The sequence below is a fragment of the Sinorhizobium sp. GQ132 genome, assembly GCF_059758575.1.
Genome location: NZ_JCAXDX010000011.1, coordinates 67,346 through 91,870, shown reverse-complemented (window position 1 = coordinate 91,870; position 24,525 = coordinate 67,346). Strand labels below are relative to the sequence as shown.

Annotated in this window: 24 protein-coding genes; 3 read left to right on the top strand and 21 right to left on the bottom strand. The window is 62.2% G+C overall.

Annotated elements, in window-relative coordinates:
* Window positions 1-370: 370 nt before the first annotated feature.
* Window positions 371-1,192, bottom strand: a complete 822-nt coding sequence (locus AC6CIG_RS23925; RefSeq protein ID WP_498323982.1) for a DUF1206 domain-containing protein — start codon at window positions 1,190-1,192, stop codon at window positions 371-373.
* Window positions 1,193-1,539: 347 nt separating this feature from the next.
* On the opposite strand from AC6CIG_RS23925, the gene AC6CIG_RS23920 reads away from it, so the two are divergent.
* Window positions 1,540-1,914 carry a VOC family protein gene (locus tag AC6CIG_RS23920; RefSeq protein WP_498323959.1) on the top strand — a complete coding sequence of 125 codons (375 nt, stop codon included), beginning with the start codon at window positions 1,540-1,542 and terminating at the stop codon, window positions 1,912-1,914.
* 632 nt (window positions 1,915-2,546) lie between these two features.
* Here AC6CIG_RS23920 and AC6CIG_RS23915 read toward each other — a convergent pair.
* The 14 genes from AC6CIG_RS23915 to AC6CIG_RS23850 all read right to left on the bottom strand — a co-directional run bounded on the left by AC6CIG_RS23915 (window position 2,547) and on the right by AC6CIG_RS23850 (window position 17,594).
* On the bottom strand, window positions 2,547-4,199 hold the full coding sequence (locus tag AC6CIG_RS23915) for an ABC transporter ATP-binding protein (RefSeq protein ID WP_498323958.1): 1,653 nt from the start codon (window positions 4,197-4,199) through the stop codon (window positions 2,547-2,549).
* A complete protein-coding gene (locus AC6CIG_RS23910) occupies window positions 4,196-5,113 on the bottom strand; it encodes an ABC transporter permease (protein WP_498323957.1) in 918 nt (305 codons plus the stop codon). The genes AC6CIG_RS23915 and AC6CIG_RS23910 overlap by 4 nt, the downstream gene beginning before the upstream one ends.
* A 12-nt stretch (window positions 5,114-5,125) precedes the next feature.
* On the bottom strand, window positions 5,126-6,040 hold the full coding sequence (locus AC6CIG_RS23905) for an ABC transporter permease (protein WP_029961544.1): 915 nt from the start codon (window positions 6,038-6,040) through the stop codon (window positions 5,126-5,128).
* A gap of 76 nt (window positions 6,041-6,116) precedes the next feature.
* Window positions 6,117-7,625: an ABC transporter substrate-binding protein gene (locus tag AC6CIG_RS23900; RefSeq protein WP_498323956.1), complete on the bottom strand. Its 1,509-nt coding sequence runs from the start codon at window positions 7,623-7,625 to the stop codon at window positions 6,117-6,119.
* 75 nt (window positions 7,626-7,700) lie between these two features.
* On the bottom strand, window positions 7,701-8,606 hold the full coding sequence (gene kdgD / locus AC6CIG_RS23895) for a 5-dehydro-4-deoxyglucarate dehydratase (protein ID WP_498323955.1): 906 nt from the start codon (window positions 8,604-8,606) through the stop codon (window positions 7,701-7,703).
* A gap of 60 nt (window positions 8,607-8,666) precedes the next feature.
* Entirely contained in the window at window positions 8,667-9,431 is a 765-nt protein-coding gene (locus AC6CIG_RS23890; protein ID WP_100673307.1) for a FadR/GntR family transcriptional regulator, read from the bottom strand.
* Between the two features lie 250 nt (window positions 9,432-9,681).
* Window positions 9,682-10,761 (bottom strand): proline racemase family protein, encoded by a 1,080-nt coding sequence (locus AC6CIG_RS23885; protein WP_440854291.1) that lies wholly within the window; start codon window positions 10,759-10,761, stop codon window positions 9,682-9,684.
* Window positions 10,762-10,775: 14 nt separating this feature from the next.
* Window positions 10,776-12,251, bottom strand: a complete 1,476-nt coding sequence (locus tag AC6CIG_RS23880; protein ID WP_440854262.1) for an aldehyde dehydrogenase family protein — start codon at window positions 12,249-12,251, stop codon at window positions 10,776-10,778.
* A gap of 39 nt (window positions 12,252-12,290) precedes the next feature.
* Window positions 12,291-13,526 carry an NAD(P)/FAD-dependent oxidoreductase gene (locus AC6CIG_RS23875; protein WP_498323954.1) on the bottom strand — a complete coding sequence of 412 codons (1,236 nt, stop codon included), beginning with the start codon at window positions 13,524-13,526 and terminating at the stop codon, window positions 12,291-12,293.
* A 128-nt stretch (window positions 13,527-13,654) separates the two neighbouring features.
* Complete coding sequence (locus AC6CIG_RS23870; RefSeq protein WP_100673301.1) at window positions 13,655-14,533, bottom strand: dihydrodipicolinate synthase family protein; 879 nt, start codon at window positions 14,531-14,533, stop codon at window positions 13,655-13,657.
* A gap of 28 nt (window positions 14,534-14,561) precedes the next feature.
* Window positions 14,562-15,227, bottom strand: a complete 666-nt coding sequence (locus AC6CIG_RS23865; protein ID WP_498323953.1) for an amino acid ABC transporter permease — start codon at window positions 15,225-15,227, stop codon at window positions 14,562-14,564.
* 11 nt (window positions 15,228-15,238) lie between these two features.
* Window positions 15,239-15,901: an amino acid ABC transporter permease gene (locus AC6CIG_RS23860; RefSeq protein WP_440854258.1), complete on the bottom strand. Its 663-nt coding sequence runs from the start codon at window positions 15,899-15,901 to the stop codon at window positions 15,239-15,241.
* A gap of 9 nt (window positions 15,902-15,910) precedes the next feature.
* Window positions 15,911-16,690 (bottom strand): amino acid ABC transporter ATP-binding protein, encoded by a 780-nt coding sequence (locus tag AC6CIG_RS23855; protein WP_440854257.1) that lies wholly within the window; start codon window positions 16,688-16,690, stop codon window positions 15,911-15,913.
* Window positions 16,691-16,760: 70 nt separating this feature from the next.
* On the bottom strand, window positions 16,761-17,594 hold the full coding sequence (locus AC6CIG_RS23850) for a substrate-binding periplasmic protein (RefSeq protein ID WP_498323952.1): 834 nt from the start codon (window positions 17,592-17,594) through the stop codon (window positions 16,761-16,763).
* 202 nt (window positions 17,595-17,796) lie between these two features.
* Here AC6CIG_RS23850 and AC6CIG_RS23845 point away from each other — a divergent pair, with 202 nt between their 5' ends.
* A complete protein-coding gene (locus AC6CIG_RS23845; RefSeq protein WP_100673296.1) occupies window positions 17,797-18,516 on the top strand; it encodes a GntR family transcriptional regulator in 720 nt (239 codons plus the stop codon).
* A 57-nt stretch (window positions 18,517-18,573) separates the two neighbouring features.
* Here the strand turns inward: AC6CIG_RS23845 and AC6CIG_RS23840 are convergent, their stop codons facing one another.
* The 4 genes from AC6CIG_RS23840 to AC6CIG_RS23825 form a co-directional block, all read right to left on the bottom strand.
* The gene (locus AC6CIG_RS23840) at window positions 18,574-19,887 is read right to left on the bottom strand and encodes an MFS transporter (protein ID WP_440854255.1); all 1,314 of its coding nucleotides are present in this window, start codon (window positions 19,885-19,887) and stop codon (window positions 18,574-18,576) included.
* Between the two features lie 159 nt (window positions 19,888-20,046).
* Window positions 20,047-20,247 carry a prevent-host-death protein gene (locus AC6CIG_RS23835; RefSeq protein WP_498323951.1) on the bottom strand — a complete coding sequence of 67 codons (201 nt, stop codon included), beginning with the start codon at window positions 20,245-20,247 and terminating at the stop codon, window positions 20,047-20,049.
* A gap of 198 nt (window positions 20,248-20,445) precedes the next feature.
* On the bottom strand, window positions 20,446-21,636 hold the full coding sequence (locus AC6CIG_RS23830; protein ID WP_498323950.1) for an acetyl-CoA C-acyltransferase: 1,191 nt from the start codon (window positions 21,634-21,636) through the stop codon (window positions 20,446-20,448).
* A gap of 24 nt (window positions 21,637-21,660) precedes the next feature.
* On the bottom strand, window positions 21,661-22,428 hold the full coding sequence (locus AC6CIG_RS23825) for an SDR family NAD(P)-dependent oxidoreductase (RefSeq protein ID WP_498323949.1): 768 nt from the start codon (window positions 22,426-22,428) through the stop codon (window positions 21,661-21,663).
* A 120-nt stretch (window positions 22,429-22,548) separates the two neighbouring features.
* Here AC6CIG_RS23825 and AC6CIG_RS23820 point away from each other — a divergent pair, with 120 nt between their 5' ends.
* Window positions 22,549-23,592 carry an AraC family transcriptional regulator gene (locus tag AC6CIG_RS23820; protein ID WP_498323948.1) on the top strand — a complete coding sequence of 348 codons (1,044 nt, stop codon included), beginning with the start codon at window positions 22,549-22,551 and terminating at the stop codon, window positions 23,590-23,592.
* Here the strand turns inward: AC6CIG_RS23820 and AC6CIG_RS23815 are convergent.
* Complete coding sequence (locus tag AC6CIG_RS23815) at window positions 23,574-24,092, bottom strand: RES family NAD+ phosphorylase (protein ID WP_498323947.1); 519 nt, start codon at window positions 24,090-24,092, stop codon at window positions 23,574-23,576. The genes AC6CIG_RS23820 and AC6CIG_RS23815 overlap by 19 nt on opposite strands.
* Entirely contained in the window at window positions 24,089-24,478 is a 390-nt protein-coding gene (locus AC6CIG_RS23810; protein WP_018096321.1) for an antitoxin Xre/MbcA/ParS toxin-binding domain-containing protein, read from the bottom strand. The genes AC6CIG_RS23815 and AC6CIG_RS23810 overlap by 4 nt, the downstream gene beginning before the upstream one ends.
* Between the last annotated feature and the right edge of the window lie 47 nt (window positions 24,479-24,525).

The following is a 24,525-nucleotide window of genomic DNA, read 5'->3' as shown; positions in this document are numbered from 1 at the left end:
CCTCCGAGAAACCAATGTCATCCTCATATGTCGAGGGGAAAGGGCATTAGTATATATCGGACCTTGGTCCCATGGACCCTGACAAAAGTCTTACGGCAGTTGCCGAAAAGTTTACCCGACACATATCCCGATGAACGCCATGGCGGATCTCGTCACCTGCTATTGCGTTTGAGGCTCCGGAACTGCTCATGTCGTCCCTTGAAGGCAGTTCCGGTGCCTCATGGTCCTCTAAGGAGGCGACAATGGCCGGCAGACTGCCGAGAAAGCTTCGTAAACTCGGCTCAGCGGCTCGGCATGGCACACCGTAATTGCCGCTCTGCCTTCACCCCCCACACGCTTTCACCAGCTCTATCAACCCGGCTGCGTCGGGTCAGGTTTTCTGCAGCGAGATCGGCTGCTTCACCGCTGTCAGATCAGGGCCGCGGACGACCCGATACCGCGCTTCAATGAGGTTATAGATGCCGAAAGCAGCAATACCGACAGCCACGGCGATGTACAGGATCGAGCCGAACGGCAGTTGTCGAAGCCACTCCAGGGCATCGCTCATGCTGCCGGCCTGTTCCGGGTCAACCCGGAATCCGGCATAGGCGAACAGGATGCCGATAATCACGAAGACAGCGCCACGCGCGACGAGGCCGTAAATGCAGATTGAGGTAAGGACACGGTTCCGATCGGGAATGCGGAGATATCGCTCGAACTTTCGTGTGAGGCCTTTGTACACGGTGACGACCCCCCCGGCGATGAAGCCGATCCCGACCGCGATCGCCAGGTACGAGCCGAACGGCTTCGACATGATCCATTCCGCCAGCCCTTTCTCGCCAGATTCGTCGTTTCCACCCGCAAGAAATAGTGCATGTCCGAGGGAGTAGCCGGCCAGCCCAAGGTATACTACGGCGCTGCCGAACAATGCACTGCGCACAGTGAGACCCTTGCGATCGGATCCGTGGCCGTCACTATCCGCAAGGGACTGGGCCAGTCTCCAGGCGACGAACCCGAGCAGGCCGAGCCCGATCAATGCGACCCAGATCCGGCCGAAGGGCTGTCCGAGCAGCGTCAAGAGCGCTGACTTCATTTCGGGCCGACCGCCTGTCACTCCGGAGAAAAGAGCGAGTCCGGCAACGAGAAGGAACACGACACCACGGGCCGTGTAGCCTGCTTTCGCCAGTAGGCCGAAACGAAATCTTGAGGGCATCGTGCTCTCCGCGCTCCAATTTACTTCGTCTACTAACGCACGACCTGCCGGAAGGTTGTCGCGGTTCGACCCAAGCTCTCGGCCGGCAACAGGCAAGCACCCGTTACAAGATCGTTTTCAATGCACGGGCCTTCCCCCGAACAGCCGCTTGTCTTGGGAATTCTAAGGGTTGCCGCGGCACTCCCCACCCTCTGTTCTTTGCCATCAACGGCTGAGACATGCCATCAAATGTGAGACGCAAGCCGCCGCGAAGACCTTTGCAGTGCAAGCAAACATTGCAAGGCGCGCAGCAGAGGTACGCTCGGGCGCATCTTCGTCGGGCAGGCCCACACACTTCAGGAGAAGTCATGTTTGACCATGTCAAATTCGGCGTCCGCGACTACGCAGCGAGCAAAGCGTTCTTCCTCAAGGCACTCGAACCACTCGGCGTGACCGTCGTCTCGGAGGGTCTGCCGACCTACGGTGTCGAGCTTAGCCCAAAGGGCAAGGCTTCATTGTGCCTGTACCAAACCGAGGAGAAGCCGGCGCATCTCCACCTGGCGTTCACAGCCGAGAATCGCCAGCAAGTCGAAGCTTTCTATCGCGCGGCTCTCCAGGCGGGTGGCAAAGACAATGGTGCCCCTGGTTTGCGCCCGAACTACCACGCGAACTACTATGCAGCTTTCGTCATTGGTCCGGACGGGCACAACATCGAAGTCGTTTGCCACGAAGCTGATGCCTAATCCTGCCATCGAGAGGCATCGGCAGAAGGGCTTCGCCTACCTGCCGGGTCTTTCTCGTTCGGTGTGCGCCCAGTATACCCTCGCCCTGAACCTCAATACCTCCACTTAGGAGCGCGCTTTGCGTTGTGAAGCAACTCGCGAGCCGTGGCAAACCGGCCGAAGAGGCGGGTCAAGCGCCGTTTTTCTTCCTCGCACAAGTTTTGCCGTCGGCAAAACTCCGGCACTGACCACATTTGGTTGCAGCCACTGCTATTGCGGCTTGCGGCTGAATGCGCTCCATAGAAATCCTCCATCCCATGACGCGAGCACACTACCAAAGTCTAATTTAGCTACAAATAAACAACGACATGTGCTGAGGGGTTTTTTCGGCAGTTGGGGTTTCAGACATAATAATACGGCAGTCGCTCAGTCCCAGCATCCGCATAACCGCCAACGGCTGCGATAGGATGCCGGCCGCGCTGGCGATCAAAACTGACAAAGGTCGACCGGCAGCGCCTGGCGCCCTAGCGGGCGTGGAACTGCTTGGCAGTTGGAGTTCTGCCCAAAGTGTTTGAGCGACTAAAGCGCGACGCAGTCTACGCGCTGAAGTCAAACCCCGCAGAAACTGACAAGAATACCCGCCGCTCAGCTTTCTACTCGGCAACCACGGCCGGATCGCGCTGCAACCACTTCGGCTGCGGAACGGCCCGGAGCAGAGCTTTCGTGTATTCATGCCGAGGTGAGACGAAAAGGGCTTCCGTCTCGCCTTCCTCGACGATCCTGCCGCGCTGCATCACCAGGATCCGGTCGGCGAATTGGCGCACGATGGGCAGATCGTGGGTAATGAAGACGTAGGAGAGGCCGAGGCGCTGGCGGAGATCGGCCAGAAGCTCGATGACCTGCATCTGAATCGACACGTCGAGCGCCGAGACCGCCTCGTCGCAGACGATCAGCTCGGGTTCACTGGCGAGTGCCCGGGCAATGGCGATGCGTTGCCGCTGCCCGCCGGAAAACTGATGCGGATGCCGTTCGGCATGCTCCGCCTTCAGACCGACAAGCTCCAGCAGCTCCACGACACGGTCGTTCCAGCGTTCACGCGGCAGAATGTCCCCGTGGATCGCCCAGGGTTCGGAAATGATCGAGCGGACGTTCATGCGCGGATTCATCGACCCGAACGGATCCTGGAACACCATCTGCACCCTTCGGCGGAAACCGTCGAGCGCCCTGCCCTTGAGCTTGAAAATGTCCTCGCCGGCAAAGAGTGCCGCGCCCGACGTGGGCTCATTCAGTCTCAGCAGCATGCGTGCAATGCTCGATTTACCCGAACCGGACTCGCCAACGATACCGACCGTTTCCCCGCGACGAAGCGTGAAACTGACGTCGTCCACGGCCTTGAACTCCCGCTTGGGCGAGAACGGACCGGACCCTAGCTTGTAATGCTTGCTTAAATGGGCGACTTGCAGCAGGACCTCGCCCTGTGCGGCATTCCGAGGCGCTTTCGGCGCGTCGGCATGGGGCACGGCCGACATCAGCCGGCGGGTATAGGCGTGGCTCGGATTGGTGAACACGTCCTGGGCCTTGCCGCTCTCCACCACCCTGCCGCCATTCATCACGATGATTCGATCCGCCATGGCCGCGGCGACCTCGAGATCGTGGGTGATCATGATCAGCGCCATGCCGGTCTCGCGCTGCAGATCCTGCAGGAGTTCGAGGATTTGTGCCTGAACGCTGACGTCGAGTGCCGTGGTCGGCTCGTCCGCGATCAGGATGTCCGGCTTCAGCGCGATCGCCATGGCGATCATCACGCGCTGCCTCTGTCCGCCCGAGAACTGGTGCGGATAATAGTCGATCCGCTCGTCGGCTTCAGGAATTCCGACCCGTTCGAGCAGCCGAACGACCTTGTCGCGCACCGCACCCCCCTCGCCTCCGCCATGGCTCTCGAAAACCTCGGCGATCTGCCTGCCGACAGTATAGACCGGGTTGAGATAGGCCAGCGGATCCTGGAAGATCATGGCGATGCGGCGGCCGTTCAGTTCACGCCGGCCTTCGTCATCGAGGCGGGAAAGATCCGTCCCGTCGAACACCAGCGAGCCCGAGACGATGTCGCCCGGCGGGCAATCGATCAACCCCATCACCGTTCCGGTGCTGACGCTCTTTCCCGATCCGCTCTCGCCCAGGATGACGAGGGTTTCCCCCGGGCAGACGTCGAACGAGACGTCGTCGACGGCACGCACGGGGTCGCCTTCGGACAGGAAGTCGACCGTGAGTTTGTCGATCCGCAGTATGGGTTTGTCCGGCGCGTTCATCGCGGAGCCTTTCGCAGCGATTGCAGACGCCAGCGCTGCAGCGGATCGGCGACGGTCCGGGCCCAGCTGGCGAGAATGTTCAGGGAAAGCGTCGTCAGCAGGATCGCGAGCCCCGGCCAGAAAGCGATCCACCACGCCGTCTTCAGATAACCGCGGCCGTTGGCCACCATGGCGCCCCAGGTGAAATCCGGAGGCTGAATGCCAAGCCCGAGGAAACTCAAGGAGGATTCGGCCAGGATGACGGTAGCGAAATCGATCGCGGCTATCGTTACCAGCGTCGGCAGCACGAGCGGTGCGATATGACGGAACATGATGCGTCCGGTGCTCGCGCCCATGGAGCGCGCGGCACTGACGAACATGCGTTCGCGCAGTTCGAGCACTTCGGCCCGTGCGGTGCGGATGAAGATGGGCATGCGGGTAATCGCCAGCACGATCACCAGGTTCGTCATGCTGGGGCCGAGCGTATAGAGCACGATGAGCGCCAGCAGCAGCGAGGGAAAGCTCATCACCACATCGGCCAGGCGCAGGATGACGTGGCTGTACCAGCGCTCCGAATAGCCGGCGGCAAGGCCGAGAATGCCGCCTAAAGCCATGGAGCAGAAGACGGCAGCGGCCGCGATGCCAAGCGTGTTCTGCGCCCCGACGATCAGCCGCGCCAGGATCGGCCGCCCGAGCGTATCGGCTCCCAGAATGTAGATGAACCCGTGTTCCAGTGCGAAGGGCGGCAGGTTGCGTTGCCTGAGCCCGAGCTTGCCCGCAAGTTCGCCGACGAAGAGCGGTCCGACAAGCACGCAGACGATGAGCACGAAGAGAAAGACGGCTGCGCAGAGCGCCAGCTTGTCTCGGGTGAGATAGATTGCGAGCTGCCGCAGGGCGCCGGGCGATCTTACGGATGGCAATGCCAGGTCGGTCATTGTCGCCTCCCCTCAGTAGCGGATGCGCGGATCGAGCACTGCGTAAAGTAGATCGATCGCGATGTTGACGATGAAGATGGCGATTGCCGTGACGAGGATCGTCGATTGCACCACGGCAAAATCGCGCTGAATGATCGAATCGATCATCAGCTTGCCGATGCCCGGCCAGCCGAAGATCGTCTCGACGACGACGGCGCCGTTGATCAGCCCGGTCGCCAGGTCACCGGCGACGGTGATCACCGGCAGCAGCGAATTCCTGAGCGCGTGACCGAAGATGATCTTGCGACGCTTCATGCCTTTGGCGTGGGCGGTCTTGATAAAGGGCGAGGCGAGCGCAGAGATCATCGTGCCACGCACAACCTGGACCAGCAGCCCGAAAGGACGCAACATCAGCACGACGATCGGCATGATCCAGTGCAGGGCAGTGCCCGTACCCGACGTCGGCAACATGCCGAGCCCGACCGCGAAGACGAGAATGCCGACGATCGCGATCCAGAAATCGGGGGTGCTCGCACCCGCCAGCGAAACGAGGCCGGCGACGCGGTCGAACAGGCTCCCGGGACGGGCAGCGGCCAGCGCGCCGACGACGATGGCCAGAACGGTTGCGAGCGTCATCGCGACCAAAGCCAGCTTCAACGTGGCCGGAAAGGCCTCGAGAGCGACCTCGATCGCCGACCGGTTCTGTCGCAGGGACTGGCCGAAATCCAGGGACATGAGGTTTTGCAGATACTGGAAGAACTGCACGTAAATCGGCTGGTCCAGACCGTTCAGGCGGGCGAAGGCCTGGCGCGCCTCGAGACTTGAATCGAGCGGCAGGTAGAGGGCCGACGGATCGCCGGTCAAACGCGTGAGGAAGAAGACGAGCGTCAGCAGGCCGATCACCGAAATTACGCTGTGATATGCCCGCCGGCCGATATAGCCGAGCATCATGCGGAGCCTCTTGATTCCCTTGCAGTTCATGCGAGCGCGCGAACGTGCCGCGCGCTCGCCCGGATGGTGGCACTCAGTCCTTGAGGGCGATATTGGCGAGCGGGATCTCGCTGTTGGTCGTGATGTCCGGCTTCCACTCGAGGCGGCTGCCGACCCGGGTGTAGCCGATCATGTGGAACATCGGGATGTCGACCGCGAGATCGTCATGCACCTTCGCGAAGATCGCCTTGAACTTTGCCGTACGGTCCTCGCCGGTGGCAGCCATGGCATCGGCGACCTCCTTGTCGAGGCCCGCATCCTCGAAGGTCGAATAGCTTCCGCCCGAGGTGTAGAAGATCGGAACGGTGAAGGCGGCATCACCCTTGTTGTTGTCGTGCATCATCTGCAGCAGGTTCGGCCCGCGGCTCTCCGGGAAAGGCTTCTGCAGGTAGCGCAGCCAATCGTTCACGTCGAGCATCGTCAGCTTGACGTTCAGGCCGACATCCTGCCACATGGCCATCATGGCTTCCATGGCTTCCGTACCGTTGGGGTAGATGCCGTTGCGGCCGATCAGTTCGATTTCGGTATCGACCGGTACGCCCGCGGCCTTGGCCTCGGCAATCAGCGCGCGCGCCTTTTCGGCATCGAAGGCCCAGGGCGCCAGGTTGTCGTCGTGGCCATTGATGCCGGTGACGACCATCTGCGAAGCCCGCTGTACGTCCTCGCCGAAAAGCTGCGCGAGACCATCCCAGTCGATCGCCAGGTTCAGCGCCTTGCGGATTCGGACGTCGTCGAGCGGAGCAAAGCCGGCATCGATGCGGATCGCGGTGGTTTCGGAGTTCAGATAGGCGAAGTCCGTTTCCGGATTGGTCGCATCCTGGATCGCAATGGACGGCGTCAGATCGGCCTCGCCGGTCTCCACCATGGCGGCGCGAATCGAGGATTCCGGGCGCCAGACATAGCTGGCCTTGGCAATGGCCGGCTTCTCGCCCCAGTAGCCGTCGAAGGCTTCCAGCACCACCGTCTGCGGAGTGAAGCTCGAAAGCTTGAAGGGTCCGGTTCCGACCGGATCGTTCACGGCCTTGTCCGCCGGCGTGTTCGGCGAGACGATCATGACCACGCTGAGCAGCGTCGGCAGAATCGGCTGCGGCTTGTCCGATTTGATCTCGACCGTCAGGTCATCGATCGGCGTGACCGTCAGCTTGGCATCGCCGAACTTGGCGATGTTGCTGCAGGTCAGCTTGCCGCCGGTCATCCGCTCGATCGAGAATTTGACCGCCTCGGCATTGAAAGCGGCTCCGTCCTGGAACTTGACTCCTTCACGCAGCTTGAGCTGCCAGGTGTTCGGATCGGTCTGCTTCCACTCGGTCGCAAGACCGGGTGTCGGCTGACCGCTTTTCGGATCGACGATGGTCAGCGGCTCGACGACGTTGCGGCTCAATATCTGACCGACATTGGTGATGATGGTACCGCAGGGCTCAAGATTGGCCGGCTGTTCCGGCAGGACGATCTTGATTTCCGAGGCGCTCTGCGCGCCGGCCCAGCCGGCCCAGCCGGCCACCACCATTGCGCCTGCGATGACGCGAACAGATTTGTTTCCCATTGCACTCCTCCCCAGTTGGAACGACGACGTTTAAGGCGGGCGCCATCCTCCTGGCGCCCGGCCCGATGTTTCTTTTCAGCGGCGCGATGCCACTATCAGACCCTGCAAGATCTCCCGCTCCTCGCCGGTCAGGTCGACCAGAGGCGGGCGAACCGGGCCCGGCGCAAAACCGGCAAGCTCCACCCCCGCCTTGATGATCGAAACCGGATAGCCGGCCTTGCGGTCGCGCAGGGCCGCGAAGGGGAAGAAGAACGTATGAAGAATGCCTTCCATCACCGCCTTGTCGCCGGCACGCATGGCCCGGTAGAAGCGCTGCGCCAGTTCCGGCACGAAATTGAACACCGCCGACGAATAGGTCGTGACGCCGACGCCGTTGAAGCCTTCCGCGAAGAGCTCATGGGTCGGCATGCCGCCGATATAGCAGAGCCGGTCGCCGAGCCGGGCCGTCACATGACGCACGAGGTCCACCTTGCCGGTGCCGTCCTTGAAGCCGATCAGGTTGGGGCAGGCCTCGGCAAGGCGCGCGACCGTGTCGGCATTGGCGACCGAATTGGCGCGGTTGTAGAGAATGACGCCGAGGCCGGTCGAATCGCAGACGGCCTTCACATGGGCATAGATGCCTTCCTGCGGCGCTTCCGTCAGATAGTGCGGCAGCAGGAGAATACCGTCGGCACCCGCCTCCTCCACGATCTTCGCCGTCTCGACGGCAAGCGACGTGCCGTAGCCGCAACCCGCAATGATCGGCACCTCGCCCGATACGTCCTTGGCCGCGCGGGTGACCTGGCCCACTTCGTTCGGCGAGAGCGAAAAGAACTCGCCGGTGCCGCCGGCAGCGAACAGGGCCGCGGCCTCAAAGCCGGAAAGCCACTCCACATGACGTCGGTAGCTCTCCAGATTGAGCTTGTAGTCCGACGTGAAGTGCGTGACCGGAAAGGACAAGAGCCCCGAACCGACACGCGACTTGATTTCTTCAGGCGACAATGAATTCCCTCCGGCTGCGAGCTTAAGACGGGAAATTCATATGATGACTTTTGAGATGAGTCAATCAACCTCGCCGGATTTTTCGCTCGGGCGCCAGGTCGTCAGCGAGCGGTACCGCTTGATCCCGGTGACGAGATGGCGACGCATGGCCTCCCGGGCCCGGTCCGGATCCCGCGCAAGGATCGCCTCGGCGATCTCGCGGTGCTCGAGGAGAATGGGCTCGTCCCGGCTCGGCAACGGATCAACGCCGCCCATGACCGTGCGAAACTTCACGCGCGGGATCATGCGGCGCCCGACATGCTCCAGAAAGGTGCGGAAGCGGGTGTTGTTGGTGGCCGTCGCTATAGCCATGTGAAACTGGAAATCGGCCTCATCCGTAGGCTTTCCTTCGGCGACGAGATGGGCAAAGCGCTCGACCTGAGTCTGGATTTCGGCCTCCTGCGCCGGGGAACTGCGCGCCGCCGCCAGGCCTGCCGCCTCGACTTCGATACCGATGCGCAGTTCGAGCTCCTCGATGATATCGGAAATCTTGTCGGTCTCGCCGGTGAAAAGCCTGAGGCCCGGGTCGCTCTGCCGCGGCCCTATCACGAAGACGCCCGACCCCTGCCGCGACTCCACCAGCCCATCGGCCCTAAGCGCCGCGATCGCCTCCCTTACCACCGTCCGACTGAAGCCGAACTTGTCGATCAAGGCCGGCTCGGTGGGCAACTTGTCGCCCGGCGCGTAGTATCCCGCCTCGATCTGCGCCTTTATGGCGTCTGCCACCTGTGAGGACAGCGACGGGCGAGCGCCTCCCTTTTTCGTACTCGGCATGAATATTCCCATACCCCGCATCTAAAATCATCATATGACTACGACTGTTAGTTGTCGCAGACATCTTATGGGATTATCGAGCGGCGGTACAGCAGATTTCGAACCGGTCACGCGCAGGCGAAATGTCGCAAAGTGCTCCAAGGCCTTTTGAGATTCGGGCCATGCGCCGCCGCTTGTTTGATTGCCTCATTCCTGTGCTTGTCACAGGAATCCAGCCAGACCAAAGTCCTTGGGCTGGAAGAACTCTCCCGCGCCGCGCGTCTTATGAGACGCGCAAAGGGAACTGTAGCACTTTGAGCTGCTGCATGTTTTGTAGCAAGTGAACCTGTGGCCCCCAACTGTCAGAGAGTGCAAAACCATTCTTGAAGGGGTCCTCGTCGGAAATTCGGAGCTGTTCGCGACCGTAGACCCAGCCGCGCCCCGTAATCCGGGGCAGCACCGCGGGATGCCCGCCCACTTCCGTGATGCCGATCGCTTCGGCAACAAATTCGCCGCCGATGATCGAGCGGGACGTCCGCCGGTCTCCCACGAGGACTTCACCGCGCGCATAGAGCGTCGCAAGGTTTGCCGAGCTTCCCGTGCCGCACGGCGACCGGTCGACGCGGCCCGGTTTAAGCGTCGTACATGTGCGAACCACCCCGTCAGGCTCATGGCCGCGGAACATCACATAGGCGATCTCATCGATCCCGGGGAGATCCGGATGTTTTACTTTCACCTGCTCGGCAAGCAACGACTTCAGCTCGATGCCCGCCTCGGCCAGATAGCGCGCATTGGCCGGCGCGATATCGCTGCCGATTTGATCGACATCGACGATCGCGTAATAGACGCCTCCGAAAGCCACATCGACTTTGATGCGGCCCCAGCGCGGCGTCTCTATGTCCCGGTCCAACGCTTCCGCGAAACTTGGCACATTGTCGAGGCTGACCGAGAGGCAGCGCCCTTGGAAGCAATCGGCCCGTGCGACGATCAATCCCGCAGGCGTGTCGAGCCGGACGATCGTTTCGGGTTCACGCATCGCAACCCGTCCGCTTTCAAGCAGTGCGGTCACGACGCAGATGCAATTGCTGCCGGACATGGGGTGAGCGCGGTCGGCCTGCAGCACGATGAAGCCCGCATCGGCTTCGGGCCGCGTCGGCGCGACGAGCAGATTGACCGACATGGCAACGCCGGCGCGCGGCTCGAAGGTCACGAAGCGGCGGAGGCTGTCGTCCACCATGTTGATGTGGTTCATTTTGTCGAGCATGGTCGCGCCCGGGATTTCCGGCGCACCGCCCACGATCACCTTGCCGATCTCGCCCTGGCAATGAACCAGAAGCAGATCGAGCGAGTTGTCCCAATCCATCGAAATACTGCCGGTCATCTGATGTACCAACCCCATTTCTCGCCAGCGGCAAAGCGGGTGATCTGCTTCGTCTCGAGATAGTTTTCGAGACCCCAGCGGCCGAGCTCGCGGCCGATGCCCGACTCCTTGTAACCGCCCCAGGGCGCCTCGGTGAAGGTCGGCTGCGAACAGTTGATCCAGACGATGCCGGCGCGGAAGGCTGCGGCGACCCGTTCGGCGCGGACATCGTCCTTCGACATGACAGCCGCAGCGAGGCCGAAGCGGGAATCGTTTGCAAGCGCAACCGCTTCGTCTTCCGTCGAGAACGGGCGGATGCAGAGCACCGGCCCGAAAATCTCCTCGCGCCACGCGTCGCTTTCCAAGGGCACGTCGGTCAGGATCGTCGGCTCGAGGTAGTAACCCCTGTCGAAACCTTCAGGGCGCTTGCCGCCGCATGCGACGGTCGCGCCGGCCGCTTTCGCCGCCTCGATCGCCCTGAGCACCTGCTCGTATTGGCGCCTGGAGACGAGCGGCCCGAGCAGTACGCCTTCCTCGAGACCGTTGCCGATAATGATCTTTTTCGTCTCCTCGATCAGACGCGACAGCAGGCGATCATAGATCCGCTCCTGCACGAGGACGCGCGACGTGGCCGAGCAGACCTGACCCTGGTTCCAGAAGATCCCGAACATGATCCATTCGACCGCGTCGTCGATATCGGCATCGTCGAAAACGACGAAAGGCGACTTGCCGCCAAGTTCGAGGCTCACCCGCTTAATGTCGCGAGCCGCAGCAGCCATGATTTTCGAACCGACCGGACCGGAGCCGGTGAAGGCCAGCTTGTCGACCGCCTTGTGGTCGATGAGCGCCTGCCCGGCAACGGGGCCTGCCCCTGTCACGATGTTGAGGACTCCCGGCGGTAAGCCCGCCTCATCGGCCACCGCCGCGAGTTCGAGTGCGGTAAGAGACGTAACCTCCGCCGGTTTCAGCACGACCGTGCAGCCGGCGGCGAGCGCCGGCGCAACCTTCCAGGCGGCCATCAGAAGCGGGTAGTTCCAGGGGATGATGGCGCCGGCAACACCGATCGGCTCCCTGACGGCCTTCGAGGTGAACCGGGCATCGGCGAGCGCGATCGGCTCCTCCGGATCATTGTCGAGCTGTTCGGCAAGTCCGGCGTAGAAATCGAAGCAGCCCGCGGCATCGGCGACGTCCCAGTCCGCTTCAGGAAGCGGCTTGCCGTTGTCGATAACCTCCAGCCTCGCGATCTCCCCCTGCCGTGCCCTGATGCCGACGGCGATCGCCCGGAGGTAGCGCGCGCGCTCTCGGCCGGAAAGCTTCGGCCAGCCGTCCTTGTCGAAAGCACGGCGTGCCGCCGTGACGGCAATGTCCACATCCTCGGCGCTCGCTGCGGCAGCCTTGTGAATGACCTCTTCCGTGGCCGGATTGACGATGTCGACAGTTCCGCCTTTGACCGGTGCCACCCATTTTCCGTCGATAAAGAGTCCGCTGCGCATTCGTCGCTCCATTCGTTCTGGTCGCCGCCCGTTCCGAAATCAGAACCGGTTCACGCGGTATGGTTTGATGTCGATCGGGAGTTGGGCGCCCGTGACGAGGTCGGCGATGAGCCGCGCGGTCGTCGCCGCATAGGCGAGCCCCAGATGCCCGTGACCCGTGGCGTAGAAGATGCCGGGATGCTTCGCCGAAGGGCCGATGATGGGCACCGTGTCGGGGAGCGCCGGCCGATGGCCCATCCACTCCGTGGCCTTCTCAGGTCGCAAATCCGGCAGGGCATCCTGCGCCCGCCTGACGAGCACCTTTGCCCGCCGATAGTCCGGAGCGGCGTCGAGGCCGGCCATCTCCACCGTGCCGCCGACGCGGATGCCGCCGGCCGTCGGAGTGACCATGAATGCACGCGCCGGCCAGATCACCGAGTGGCGCATCGAAATGCCTGAAGCCATGATCTGGGTGTGGTATCCGCGTTCGGTTTCGAGTGGAATCGGCTCGCCGAGAAGTCGCGACAGCCTGCCTGTATAGGCGCCGGCGCAAAGCACGATCGCGGATGCATCAAGCGAACGACCCTCGTCGAGGCGCAGCCCTTTGACACCGTCCGCATGCTTGAAGCCGAGGACCTCCGCTTGCTCGATCCTGCCGCCCAGCGACAGGAATTTCTCACTCAGTTTCACCACGAGCTTGTACGGGTCGACGACGGAACGATTGTCGGGAAAAAGAACCGCCTTCTCGATCTTCGACGTCAATGCGGGTTCAAGGTCGCGAATCCCGGACGCGTCCAGGATTTCGTGACGAAAGCCGAAGCGCTCGATAACCTCCATATGCTCCCGGTCCGCCCGAAACTCGGCTTCGTCCGCATAGAGGCTGAGGCAGCCCTCCTCCGTCAACATGTCCGCAAGATCAGCCCTTCTGAGGAGAGGCAGAAGATCTTCGTAGACGCGGCTGCACAGCACGGCCCCTGCCGCCTCCAGCTCCCTCACACGCGACGGACGGCTCGCTTCGACAAACCGAAGAAACCAGGGCGCGAGCTTCGGCAGATAGGAGGGGCGGATGCGCACCGGTCCTTCCGGATCGACAAGCCATTTCGGCATCTTCGCCCAGACCGAAGGCCGCGAGGCGGGCATGAACTCCGTGATCGCGATCGAGGCCATATTGCCATAGGAGGCACCTTTGCCCGGCCCATCGCGATCGACCAGCACCACGTTCAGTCCGCGGCGCTGAAGCTCGAAGGCGATGGTGACACCGATGATGCCGGCGCCGACGACTGCGATGGGAGACACGATCTATCCTCTAACCCTGAGCGTGAGAACCGAAGAGCAACGTCCATTTCTCCCTCGGCTCTCAGGTCACGATGATTTTTGAAACGCGGGATGCGGGCAGAAAACCGCACGCTTCTCGTCATCCCGCTCTAGCAGTTCAGGATCGGCTCCATCGCAGCGCGGAACTCGGCCTTTTCATCCTCGGTCAGAGGACCGAGCGGCGCGCGGCACTCACCCACGGGCAAACCCTGAAGCTCGCAACCATATTTGATCTTCTGGACGAACTTGCCGCTTTCGAGAATGTTCATCGCCCGGAAGAGCGTCTTCATCTGCTGACGTGCCGTGTCCAGATCGCCGGATTTGAACGTCCGGTCGAGGTCACAGCAGGCCTTGGCCATGCAATTCGACGGTCCGCAGATCCAGCTCTCTGCTCCCCAGAACATGAAGTCGAGCGCGATGTCATCCGAACCGGAAACCAGTTGAATGCGGCCGTCGTAGCGACTGGCGATGTCGATTGCGCGCTGCAGCACCCCGGAGCTTTCCTTGATGCCGATCACGCGCGGATTGTCGGCGAAGTGGTCCATCAGTTCGTAACCGATATCCGACCCATCCTTGGCCGGATAGGAATAGAGGACCAGGTTTACGTCGACGGCACCGAGCACGGTTTCATAGTGCCCGATCAGTTCGGCTTGCGTAGGCCGGGTGTAGAACGGAGGAGCGAGCAGCACCGTATCGTAGCCAATCTCTTTGGCGATCGCCGTCTGTTCTATGACCTCGCGGGTGGCGGATGCGTTGGTGCCGGCGATCAGAATTTCCCCCGGTCTGGCGAAATCCTTGACGAATTGCAGCACGTCGCGGCGCTCTTCAGTGGATTGGCTGAAATACTCGCCGGTCGAGCCGTTCGGAACCCAGCCTGTGACACCCGCGTCGCGCAGATGCGCCAGAAGCTTTTCAAAAGCCTTGAAGTCGACCCTGTTGTTCGCGTCGAACGGAGTGACGAGCGCGGGCATGACGCCAGACAGTTTCATGGAATATCTCCTTTAGAAAGAATTCGGTTCAGATAGCGAGCTTGGCGAGCACGCGCCGCTCGACGAGCGTGACTGCGCGCGTCAGCGGGAAGGCAATGACGAAGTAGATGAGGGCGACGACCGTCAGCACCTCGACCGGGCGCGCGGTGTTGTTGGAAATGTTCTGTCCGACGAACATCAGGTCGGCCATGCCGACTGCCGAGACGAGTGCGCTTTCCTTGAACAGGCTGACGCAATTCGACAGCAGCGTCGGGACGGCGCGCAGCACCGCCTGAGGCAGGATGACGCTCGTCACCTGAACCCGGCGCGACAGGCCGAGCGCGACGCAGGCATCGAGTTGCTCGCGGCCGATGGATTTCAGCGATGCACGGAACGTCTCGCTGGTGACCGCGCCCATGTAGAGGGTGAGTGCGATCACTCCCGAGGCGAGATTGGAGAGCTCGACGCCAAGGATCAATGGCAGGCAGAAGAATATCCAGAAGAGCTGGATCAGCACCGGCGTGCCGCGGAAGAACTCGACATAAATGCCGGAAACGGCCCGCAGAATGCCGCTCCGCGTTGCGCGGGCGAGACCGACGAAGAAGCCGAGGCTGCATCCGAGGACGACGCAGATCAGCGTCAGCTTGATGGTCATCCAGAGACCGAGCGCAAGGGCTTCCTGGAAGCGGAGGACGATAGAGAAGTCGAGAGCCATCAGTATTCTCCTCAACTCGTCATCAGCTGACGGCGGCGTTCGAGATAGCCGACGACCTGCGAGACCGGGAACGAGACGGCGAAATAGACGAGCGCGACGATCGTGAAGGTCTCGATCGGCCTATAGGTCTCCGTCGCGAGCGTCTTCGCCTGATACATGAGGTCCTGTACTGCGACGATCGCGACCAGGGCGCTCTGTTGGAAGATGCCGATACCATTGGTGAGCAGGACCGGGATCGAAGCACGAACCGCGGTCGGCAGGACGATATGGAGGGTGCGCTGGAGCGGATTGAGCCCGAGCGCGATGCCCGCATCGAGCTGTTCGCGCGGCACCGCCTGGATCGAGGCGCGGTATGCCTCGGCGTTGAAGGCCATCAGATTGAGGCCGAGTGCCAGGATGCCCATCGTCATCGATCCTAGGAAGACGTTGAACAGCATCGGCACGCAATAGAAGAACCAGACGATCTGCACGATCGCCGGCGTACACCGGAAGAATTCGACGAAAAGCACCGCCGGCAGCCGTACCGGCGCAAAGCGGCTCATGATGAGGAGTGCCAGCGGAAATCCGAGCACGACGCCGATGAGATTGGCAGCGGCTGTCAATTGCAGCGTGACCATAAGCCCTTCCCATAGCGGCCCGAAGGAGATGGACTGGAAGTCGAAAGTGTAATCCATCGCCCGCTCCTAGTGCCGGATATGGAAAACGCGGTCGATGAATTCGCGGGTGCGCTCTTCCTTTGGAGAACCAAGTACCTGCTCCGGCGGCCCGTCTTCAACCACGATGCCGCCGGCACAGAAGATGACGCGCGAGGCGATGTTCTTCGCAAACCACATGTCATGGGTGACGATCATCATCGGCATATCTTGAGCGGCGAGTTGCAGGATGACCTGCTCGACTTCGGCGACGAGCTCGGGATCGAGCGCCGAGGTCACCTCATCGAACAACATCAACTTGGGGTCGAGCATCAGAGCGCGGGCGATCGCCACGCGCTGTTTCTGGCCACCGGAGAGCTGCGCCGGATAGGCATTGGTCTTTGCGCCAAGGCCAAAGCGCTCGAGCAGCGCCTGGGCACGCTTAGTGGCACTGGCTTTGTTCTCGCCGCGCACCTTGCACGGCGCGAGAATCAGGTTCTGAGTGACGTTCAGATGCGGGAACAGCGTGTAATGCTGGAACACCATGCCGATCGAGCGCCGCACCTCGGTGTCGATGACGGTTTTCTTGTCGGCTCCCTGCGATGATATGTATGGCTTGCCGCCGAAGCTGATCGCACCGCTGTCGATCTTCTCGAGGCCCATCATGACGCGCAGCAGCGTACTCTTCCCGCCGCCGCTCGGGCCGATGACTACGACCCTTTCGCCGAGCTTCATTTCGATGTCTAAGCCCTTGAGCACCTGGATATGCGGTCCATAGCTCTTGTGGAGAGACTGGATTTTGACAAGGGGGGCACTGAAGGACATGGTCATCGCCGATCTCGCTGGTCAAAAGAAGGGATGAGAGGCCGGGCAAACGGTGGCGTGCCCGGCCCGGCCCTCGTCATTGAGCGCTCTTGAGCACTTCGTCGACAGCCTTGCGGATCAGCTCATCCACGTGACCGGTCGCGACCTTTTCCTCAAGAAAGATGTTCAGCACTTCGACGTCGGCCGCCGACAACCGATGCGGCAAGCCGAATGCAACGCCTTGCTTCGCCAATGCCGGCGTAGGGTTCAACGCAACCGCCCACTCGGGATTGGACTGGGTGAAGAGTTGATTGGTGTCGGAGGCATCGACGAGGATATCTGCGCGCCGTGATACGAGGGCGAGTCGTGTCTCGTCGTTGCCGGGAAGCCGGAGAATCGTCGCGTTCTTGATCGCGGCGGTAATCGCCTTGTCCTGCGCAGTCCCGGACATGACGGCCAGCGTCACGTCCTTCTTGTCGACGTCGGCAACGGACGTTGCGCCGCTTGGGACCTTGGGGTTTTCCTTATTGTAGGCGAGCGATATCTGATATTCCATCGCGGGGATCGAGAACTGCACGGCCATCGCGCGGGCCGGCGTCCTGTTCAGGGCAAGGGAGAGGTCCCATTTTCCCGCCTGGAGTCCGGCGACGATGTTGTCCCAGCTCGTGTCCACGAATTCCGCCTTCACTTTCAACGCATCGGCGAACTCGCGGCAAAGATCGGCGAAGAAACCGGAATAATTCCCGGAAGCCGGATCGCGCATGACGTAGGGCGGCGCGACGGCGGCGCCGCAACGAAGGACGCCGGCTTTCTGTACGCCTTGCCAGTAGCCTTCGGCGGTTTCGGCCGAGGCGGCAGCGGTTGAAAGTCCAGTCATCAAGGCAAGCGCAGGCAGCACCCGCAGCACGGGCGAAAGCATCTTCGAAAGCATCGTCGTTTCCTCTGTTTGACGTGCGCGTGACGCGCGGTTCCTCTCGCCGGCTTGGAGCCGATCTTCGCAGCTTTGGTGTCGTCTTCGTGTCGACATTCAAATTAATGTCGTCTGTGTGTCGACATTGTCAAGCGGAAAAATTACATTGTCTTGGGATGCGCGTTCTGGCGTTATGCAGCCGGACAACGGGAAAGGGACGTAAGTGTCTGAGGAAACAGAGACGAAACGGGCGAAGGGTACCGGCTGGAAAAGCGTCTACGAGACGCTGCGGAACGAGATTCTGGCGCTTACCATCCCCCCCGGCCAGCTTCTCGACGAAAACACGCTCGCCGAGCGGTTTGACATGTCGCGCTCACCCGTTCGCGAGGCGTTGATCCGGCTTGCCGGCGAGGACCTCGTCGTCACGCTTTCGAACCGCAGCACCATCGTCGCGCCGATCGAGGTCGGAACCTTCCCGAAATATGTTGAAGCGCTTGATATCGCGCAACGCATGAACACCCGCCTTGCCGCCGAACTGCGGACAGAGGCAGACCTGAAGGCGATCGCCAGGCGGCAGAAGGAGTTCGAAGCGGCGGTGAAGTCCGGCAATCATCTGCAGATGTCGGAGGCAAACAAGCAATTCCACATTGCGATCGCCGCGGCCGGCAAGAACCCTTATCTCGCCGCGTTCTACGAGCGGCTGTTGAACCAGGGGCAACGGATGCTCCATCTCCATTTCGAGTATCTGGAGCGAACGCATGAAGGATATCTGCTGACGGACGAGCACAATCTGATGCTAGAGGCGATCCGGGTGAAGAACGTCGACCTCGCCGACGAGCTGGCGCATGCCCATACGCGGCAGTTCCAGCAGAATTTCATCGACTTCATGCGCGAAAACTACACGACGGACGTCTCGCTCGGCCGGCGTAAGGCGGCAGAGTAGAACACGAGCCTGCCGACCCGCCGGGAATCGCAGTGAGCTCACATCGTTGCGGAGAGCTCAGGCCAGCGATACCTGGCGCGTCTCGGCGTCGATCAGAAAGGCCGCAACGGCAGCCACGAGCAGAAGGCCGGCAAAGATGCCGATGGCGAGACCGAAACTCTGCGCCACCACCAGCCCCATCAGCGATGGAGCAAGCAAGCCGCCGAGTCGGGCCATGGCGCCGGCAGCACCCATTCCCGTCGCCCGCGATGCCGTCGGATAGAGTTCCGGCGTATAGGCATAAAGCGCGCCCCAGGTGCCGAGCAAGGCAAAGCTCATGATCAGGAGCGAGGCGGCGATCAGCGTTGCATTGCCGGCAATCACGAAGAGCAGGCAGCCAAGTGCCGAGAGGAGGCAGAAGCCTATCAGCGTAGGCCTTCGGCCCCATTTCTCGACCCCGTAGGCGGCCAGCGCGTAGCCGGGGATCTGCGCCAACGCCAGGACGACGAGGAAACCGTAGCCCCGAACGAATCCGAAGCCTTCGCCCGCGAGCCGCGGAGGCATCCAGGTAAAGACGCCGTAATATGATATCGAGACCAGAAACCAGATGGCCAGGATCATCAGGCTGCGCTTGCGAAGATCGACGGAAAAAATGCCGGCGCTCTGCGCCACCGGCGACGGCACCAGCGATGCGTCGGCACCAAGCTGCGTCTTGCCGTTGACGACGAGGATCCGATCGACGATGGCCTTCGCCTCGGAGGTCTTTCCGCGGCGAAGCAGATAGAGCGGCGATTCCGGCACCAGGAAACGCAACCCCAGGCCGATCAGCGCCGGCAGTGCAGTCACGGCGAAAATGTAGCGCCAGGCGTCCGCTACCCCGGCGAGGCTCGCACCCCATGCGGCGAGCGCAACGATGAGCGTGCCGACGGCCCAGAAGCCCTCCAGCATCACCAGCCAGCGGCCGCGATTGCGAGCAGGCAGAAACTCCGCCATCATCGCATAGTCGACCGGCAGAGTTCCCCCCACCGCCGCGCCGGTGAGGAACCGCAGCAGAAGCAGGACGGAAAAATCCTGTGCAAAGACCGACAGCAGGCCGAAGACTGCGTCGCAGGCGACGGTGGCAATCAGGACGCGCCGGCGGCCGATACGGTCCGCAAGCCTGCCGAAACCCGCGGCGCCGAACAACATCCCCAGAAAGAACAGCGTGCCCGTCTGCAGCGCCTGCGGAACCGACAGCCCGAAAGTGGCGGCGATCGATGCGGCCGTGAATCCGACCGCCAGCACCTGCATCGCGTCGGCAGCCCAAACCAGACCGAAAATGGCGATGAGGCGGCGCTGGTAGGCGCCGGTTCCGGCGCGGTCGAGCGCATCGTCTATCGTGATTGTCGTCATTCGCCCTTTCTCCAAGTTGGCGAGCCGCTGCAATCAGCACCTCGTCCTTGCTGCGCCGGTCGGGGGCGTGCTGGTGGGCGCGGCGTGCCGTAGCCGCATCGTCAACCGGCAAATCCGTCTTGCGCAGTTTGGAAACGACCTTGCTACCCAGCAAGTACCTCAAGACAAGTCCACATCGCGGCGCCTGATCTCGACGCGGTGGCGCACGAAATCGATTGCCGACAGGCCAGGCCTGGCCAAAGCGTCGACAAGGCTGCGTTGCTTGCCGGTCAAGCGCCCGTTTTCGTCATAGCTCGCCAGGGCATGGGAAGGCGTGCCGCCGTCGGTGATGATTACCGGACCGTTTTTCGTGATGTTCACGGCTCAACTCCATAGGTCATTACCTACGTTTACCATTGGCAGAGGCGATCGCAAGCCATGCGGACGCCGAACCCGGATCAACGCGAACCCGGCCAAACGTGGCCGGGCCGACGCGGTTGTAGAAGGATAATCCTGTGTTTTAGTCGGGGTGCAAGATGCAGCAGATTGGTGATTTTACGAGGCGCGCCCTGTCCCCCCTCAGCCTGATATCTCCACCGCCACTGCGGTCGCCTCGCCGCCGCCGATACAGACGGAAGCTATGCCGCGTCTGAGGCCGCGGCGGCGCAGCGCATTGACGAGCGTGACGATCACCCGAGCGCCCGAGGCGCCGATTGGATGGCCCAACGCGCAGGCGCCGCCGTGGACGTTCACCTTTTCCGCATCAAGGCCGAGCTCGCGCATTGCCGCCATCGGAACGACGGCAAAGGCCTCGTTGATTTCGAAGAGATCGACCTCACCGATGTCCCAGCCGATGCGCAGGCAGAGTGCCTTGATCGCTCCGATCGGCGCCGTCGGAAAGAGACTGGGGGCATCAGCATGGGTGGAGTGACCGCAGATCGTCGCCAGAGGCGCGATGCCCTTTTGATCCGCCGCCGACCGGCGCATCAGCACCAGTGCGGCCGCACCGTCCGAAATCGAAGAGGCGTTGGCAGCCGTGATCGTGCCGCCGTCGCGAAAAGCCGGTTTCAACAGGGGAATCTTGTCGAACCGCGCCTTTTGCGGCTGCTCGTCCAGGCTGACGGTTCGTTCCCCCTTGCCCGAGGCGATGTTCAAGGGGACGATCTCCTCCGCAAAGCTGCCGTCGGCACTTGCCTTTTGCGCCTTCTCGAGGGACGCAATGGCATACTCGTCCTGGGCGCTGCGGGTGAATTGGTAGGCTTCGGCGCAATCCTCCGCAAAGGTGCCCATCAGGCGCCCCTTGTCATAGGCATCCTCGAGGCCATCGAGGAACATGTGGTCCAGCACCTTCTGGTGCCCGATGCGATAGCCCTGCCGCGCGCGGTCGAGCAGATAGGGGGCATTGGTCATGCTCTCCATGCCGCCCGCAACCACGATCGAGGCGGAGTCCGCCTTGATCAGGTCATGTGCCAGCATCGCCGCCTTCATGCCCGAACCGCACATCTTGTTGACGGTGGTCGCGCCTACGCCGGGAAGAAGACCCGCACCGAGCGCAGCCTGACGGGCTGGCGCCTGTCCCTGTCCCGCGGTCAGGACACAACCGAACATCACCTCATCGACCGCATCCGGGGCAAGCCCGGCGCGCTTCAGAGCATCGGCAATCGCGGCCGCCCCTAGCTCGGCGGCGCAAAGGTCCCTCAACTCACCTTGGAAACTGCCAAGCGGGGTTCGGGCCTGCCCGACGATGACCACAGGATCCTGCTTGTTCATTCGAACCTCCCTGCATGGCCATGCTTACCGGGGCGCCATGCGCAAAGCCCCGTCGAGGCGGATGACCTCGCCATTAAGCATCGTATTCTCGCAAATATGCTTCACGAGGGCGGCATATTCCTCGGCCCGACCAAGACGCGGGGGAAAGGGCACACTTGCCGCGAGCGCGTCCTGAACATCCTGAGGCATACCGGCCATCATCGGCGTATCGAAGATGCCAGGCGCGATGGTGACGACGCGAATTCCGAAACGCGCGAGCTCGCGCGCGGCCGGAAGCGTCAGCGCGGCGACGCCGCCTTTCGACGCAGCGTAGGCGGCCTGGCCGATTTGCCCGTCGAAAGCGGCGATCGAGGCGGTATTGACGATCACCCCCCGCTCTCCGTCGGCGTCCGGCACTCCCTGCGACATGACCTCGGCGGCAAGCCGTATCATGTTGAATGTCCCGATCAGATTGACGGCGACCGTGCGGGCGAAACTGCCCAGTGCGTGCGGGCCGCTCCTGCCGAGAATCTTCTCGCCTGGCGCAGTGCCGGCACAATTCACCAATCCGTGGACGTGCCCGAATTCCTGCTTCGCGAATGCCAGAGCGGCGGTGGCGTCGGCCTCATTCGTCACGTCGGCATTTCGGAAGCACACCGCCGCGCCGAGTTCGACGGCAAGCGCCTCTCCTGCTTGAGGCTTCAGGTCGAGCCCCAGCACCCTCGCGCGCTCATGAGCCAGCATGCGCGTCACAGCCGCGCCCAGTCCGGAACTGGCCCCCGTGACGATAAAGACGCGGCCCTTGAGTTGCATAGGCTCCAGCTCCAACTTTTTCCAACCGGGATGATGCAGAGGAGAAATATGGTATGCAATGACCGAATGACTCAGATTATGTGATCGCTTTTGCAATGTTCGACGAGAGGGACGTCGCCCATGGAACGCCGGTTGATCGCCCCATGTTTCATGGACGATACGCTCGAATGCCTCCGGCGCCATGGAGTGGATGCCGAACCCCTCCTTGCACAAGCCGGCCTGCCATCCGTCGTCACCGGTCCGGTTTCGGCCGAACAATACGGCGCCTTCTGGCATGCGGTGGCACAGGCGATGGATGACGAGTTTTTCGGCGAGGGCGCCCGGCCGATGCGCGCCGGCAGCTTCGCATTGCTGTGCCACGCCATTCTTTCAACCGCGACGCTCGAACATGCGCTGCGGCGAGCGCTGCGCTTCCTCAGGGTGGTTCTCGAGGAACCGCATGGCGAGCTGGTCGTCGAAAACGGTCTGGCACAGATTGTCCTGAAGGACGCCGGCGCTACGCGCTCGGCCTTCGCCTATCGTACCTTCTGGATCATCCTGCATGGCGTCAATTGCTGGCTGATCGGACGCCGGCTTCCGATCCGCTGGGTCGACTTCCGCTGCAGTGCGCCCCCCGCCGGAACCGATTATCGGCTCTTCTTCGGCGCGCCCGTCCACTTCGATCAGCCCCGGACGCGGCTCGTTTTCGATGCCGAGTACCTGAAACTGCCGCCCATTCGTGACGAGCGGGCACTGAAGCACTTCCTCCGGCATGCGCCTGCAAATATTCTCGTGCGCTATCGCCACGACGCAGGATTGTCCGCGGCAATACGCCAGCGGCTCCATGCCACGGCTCCGTCCGCCTGGCCGGGTTTCGAGGCGCTTGCCGCGCGCATGCGGATTGCAGCCCCGACCCTTCGACGGAGATTGAAGCAGGAGGGCCAGACCTATCGATCGATCAAGGAGGACCTGCGCCGGGCGCTTGCGATGGAAGCGCTCGCCGACGGCCGGACGAATGTGGCCCAGCTTGCCGTCGAGCTCGGCTTTTCCGAGCCGAGCGCCTTTCACCGCGCATTCCGGAAATGGACCGGAAAGTCCCCGGCGCAATTCCGGCGCAATGCGACGCGGATGGATTTCGCGGAAAGCACTCCACCACGGAAACGCAGTCAGCCCCAGGAGAGCTGATCTTTAGGCAGCCGGCCACTTGGATCATACACGTCGACGCGATGCGGCAGATCCGGTCCCCACGTCCAAAGTACGAGATTCCGGTCTTCCGCTTCGGTCCCCGGTGCGAAACTCGGAACCAGGATGCCGGCGGTCCCGCGCGGATGAAGACGGTCGTAAATGGCCCAGGAAGCCGGACGTCTCCCCTCGGCAAGCGCGCCCGCCCAGCTGCAGGCCATCTCCTCCAGCGATACTCCGTGTTCCGCCCTCCCCTTCTCGGTCGTCAGATCAGCGATGTCGGCGCAATCGATGTCGTAGGAGCAAAGCACGCAAGGATCGATACGATGGGCGAAGCCCTGATTGGCCTCCTTGACCGCTGTCATGATGCTGAGTGCAAGGTAAAGCGTCTTCACGCCCTTCGGGTTGAAGCGCGCGCCCTTTATTGCCGCGCCATCGCCGGATGCAGGTTTGAAAGCCCAGCGTGGGTCATGCGCGCGATAGCAGGTTCCGGTGAACCTCAAGCAAAGCCCCCGAGGGCCATGTGGTCGAGATAATCGCGCACGGCCGCCGCCTTGCCGTCCTTCACCAAAGCTTCGGCCGTTCGTCCGCCGAATGCCGGGAGGGGCTGGGCGCGATACCAGGCCATTGCCTGCTCCTTGCCGCCCGCCCAGTCGGTGACCCGGCTGATGATCTCGAGCATTTCGCGGAGGCGGTTCTGCGTCTTCGTCGCCCGGCTGCGCTCCAGCCGGTAGAGCGTTTCACGCGCAAGCCCGGCCGTTTCCGCAAGTTGCGTTTTCGACATGCCGAAGCCGTCCGCGACCTGCTGAACCGCGATCTTTCCGCCCTTGTCCATGTAGGACAGTATCAGCGGTCCGCCATCGCTTTGGGTCTTTTGAGCCTGAGCCATCTTGCGTCATATCCAAGAACATATTTCCTGTGCAAAATATATGGCAG

Bases quoted from the DNA above. Each gene is read 5' to 3' on its own strand.
- AC6CIG_RS23925 (WP_498323982.1), bottom strand. From the start codon at position 1,192: ATGCCCTCAAGATTTCGTTTCGGCCTACTGGCGAAAGCAGGCTACACG.
- AC6CIG_RS23920 (WP_498323959.1), top strand. From the start codon at position 1,540: ATGTTTGACCATGTCAAATTCGGCGTCCGCGACTACGCAGCGAGCAAA.
- AC6CIG_RS23915 (WP_498323958.1), bottom strand. From the start codon at position 4,199: ATGAACGCGCCGGACAAACCCATACTGCGGATCGACAAACTCACGGTC.
- AC6CIG_RS23910 (WP_498323957.1), bottom strand. From the start codon at position 5,113: ATGACCGACCTGGCATTGCCATCCGTAAGATCGCCCGGCGCCCTGCGG.
- AC6CIG_RS23905 (WP_029961544.1), bottom strand. From the start codon at position 6,040: ATGCTCGGCTATATCGGCCGGCGGGCATATCACAGCGTAATTTCGGTG.
- AC6CIG_RS23900 (WP_498323956.1), bottom strand. From the start codon at position 7,625: ATGGGAAACAAATCTGTTCGCGTCATCGCAGGCGCAATGGTGGTGGCC.
- AC6CIG_RS23890 (WP_100673307.1), bottom strand. From the start codon at position 9,431: ATGGGAATATTCATGCCGAGTACGAAAAAGGGAGGCGCTCGCCCGTCG.
- AC6CIG_RS23885 (WP_440854291.1), bottom strand. From the start codon at position 10,761: ATGGATTGGGACAACTCGCTCGATCTGCTTCTGGTTCATTGCCAGGGC.
- AC6CIG_RS23880 (WP_440854262.1), bottom strand. From the start codon at position 12,251: ATGCGCAGCGGACTCTTTATCGACGGAAAATGGGTGGCACCGGTCAAA.
- AC6CIG_RS23870 (WP_100673301.1), bottom strand. From the start codon at position 14,533: ATGAAACTGTCTGGCGTCATGCCCGCGCTCGTCACTCCGTTCGACGCG.
- AC6CIG_RS23865 (WP_498323953.1), bottom strand. From the start codon at position 15,227: ATGGCTCTCGACTTCTCTATCGTCCTCCGCTTCCAGGAAGCCCTTGCG.
- AC6CIG_RS23860 (WP_440854258.1), bottom strand. From the start codon at position 15,901: ATGGATTACACTTTCGACTTCCAGTCCATCTCCTTCGGGCCGCTATGG.
- AC6CIG_RS23855 (WP_440854257.1), bottom strand. From the start codon at position 16,690: ATGACCATGTCCTTCAGTGCCCCCCTTGTCAAAATCCAGTCTCTCCAC.
- AC6CIG_RS23850 (WP_498323952.1), bottom strand. From the start codon at position 17,594: ATGCTTTCGAAGATGCTTTCGCCCGTGCTGCGGGTGCTGCCTGCGCTT.
- AC6CIG_RS23840 (WP_440854255.1), bottom strand. From the start codon at position 19,887: ATGACGACAATCACGATAGACGATGCGCTCGACCGCGCCGGAACCGGC.
- AC6CIG_RS23830 (WP_498323950.1), bottom strand. From the start codon at position 21,636: ATGAACAAGCAGGATCCTGTGGTCATCGTCGGGCAGGCCCGAACCCCG.
- AC6CIG_RS23825 (WP_498323949.1), bottom strand. From the start codon at position 22,428: ATGCAACTCAAGGGCCGCGTCTTTATCGTCACGGGGGCCAGTTCCGGA.
- AC6CIG_RS23820 (WP_498323948.1), top strand. From the start codon at position 22,549: ATGGAACGCCGGTTGATCGCCCCATGTTTCATGGACGATACGCTCGAA.
- AC6CIG_RS23810 (WP_018096321.1), bottom strand. From the start codon at position 24,478: ATGGCTCAGGCTCAAAAGACCCAAAGCGATGGCGGACCGCTGATACTG.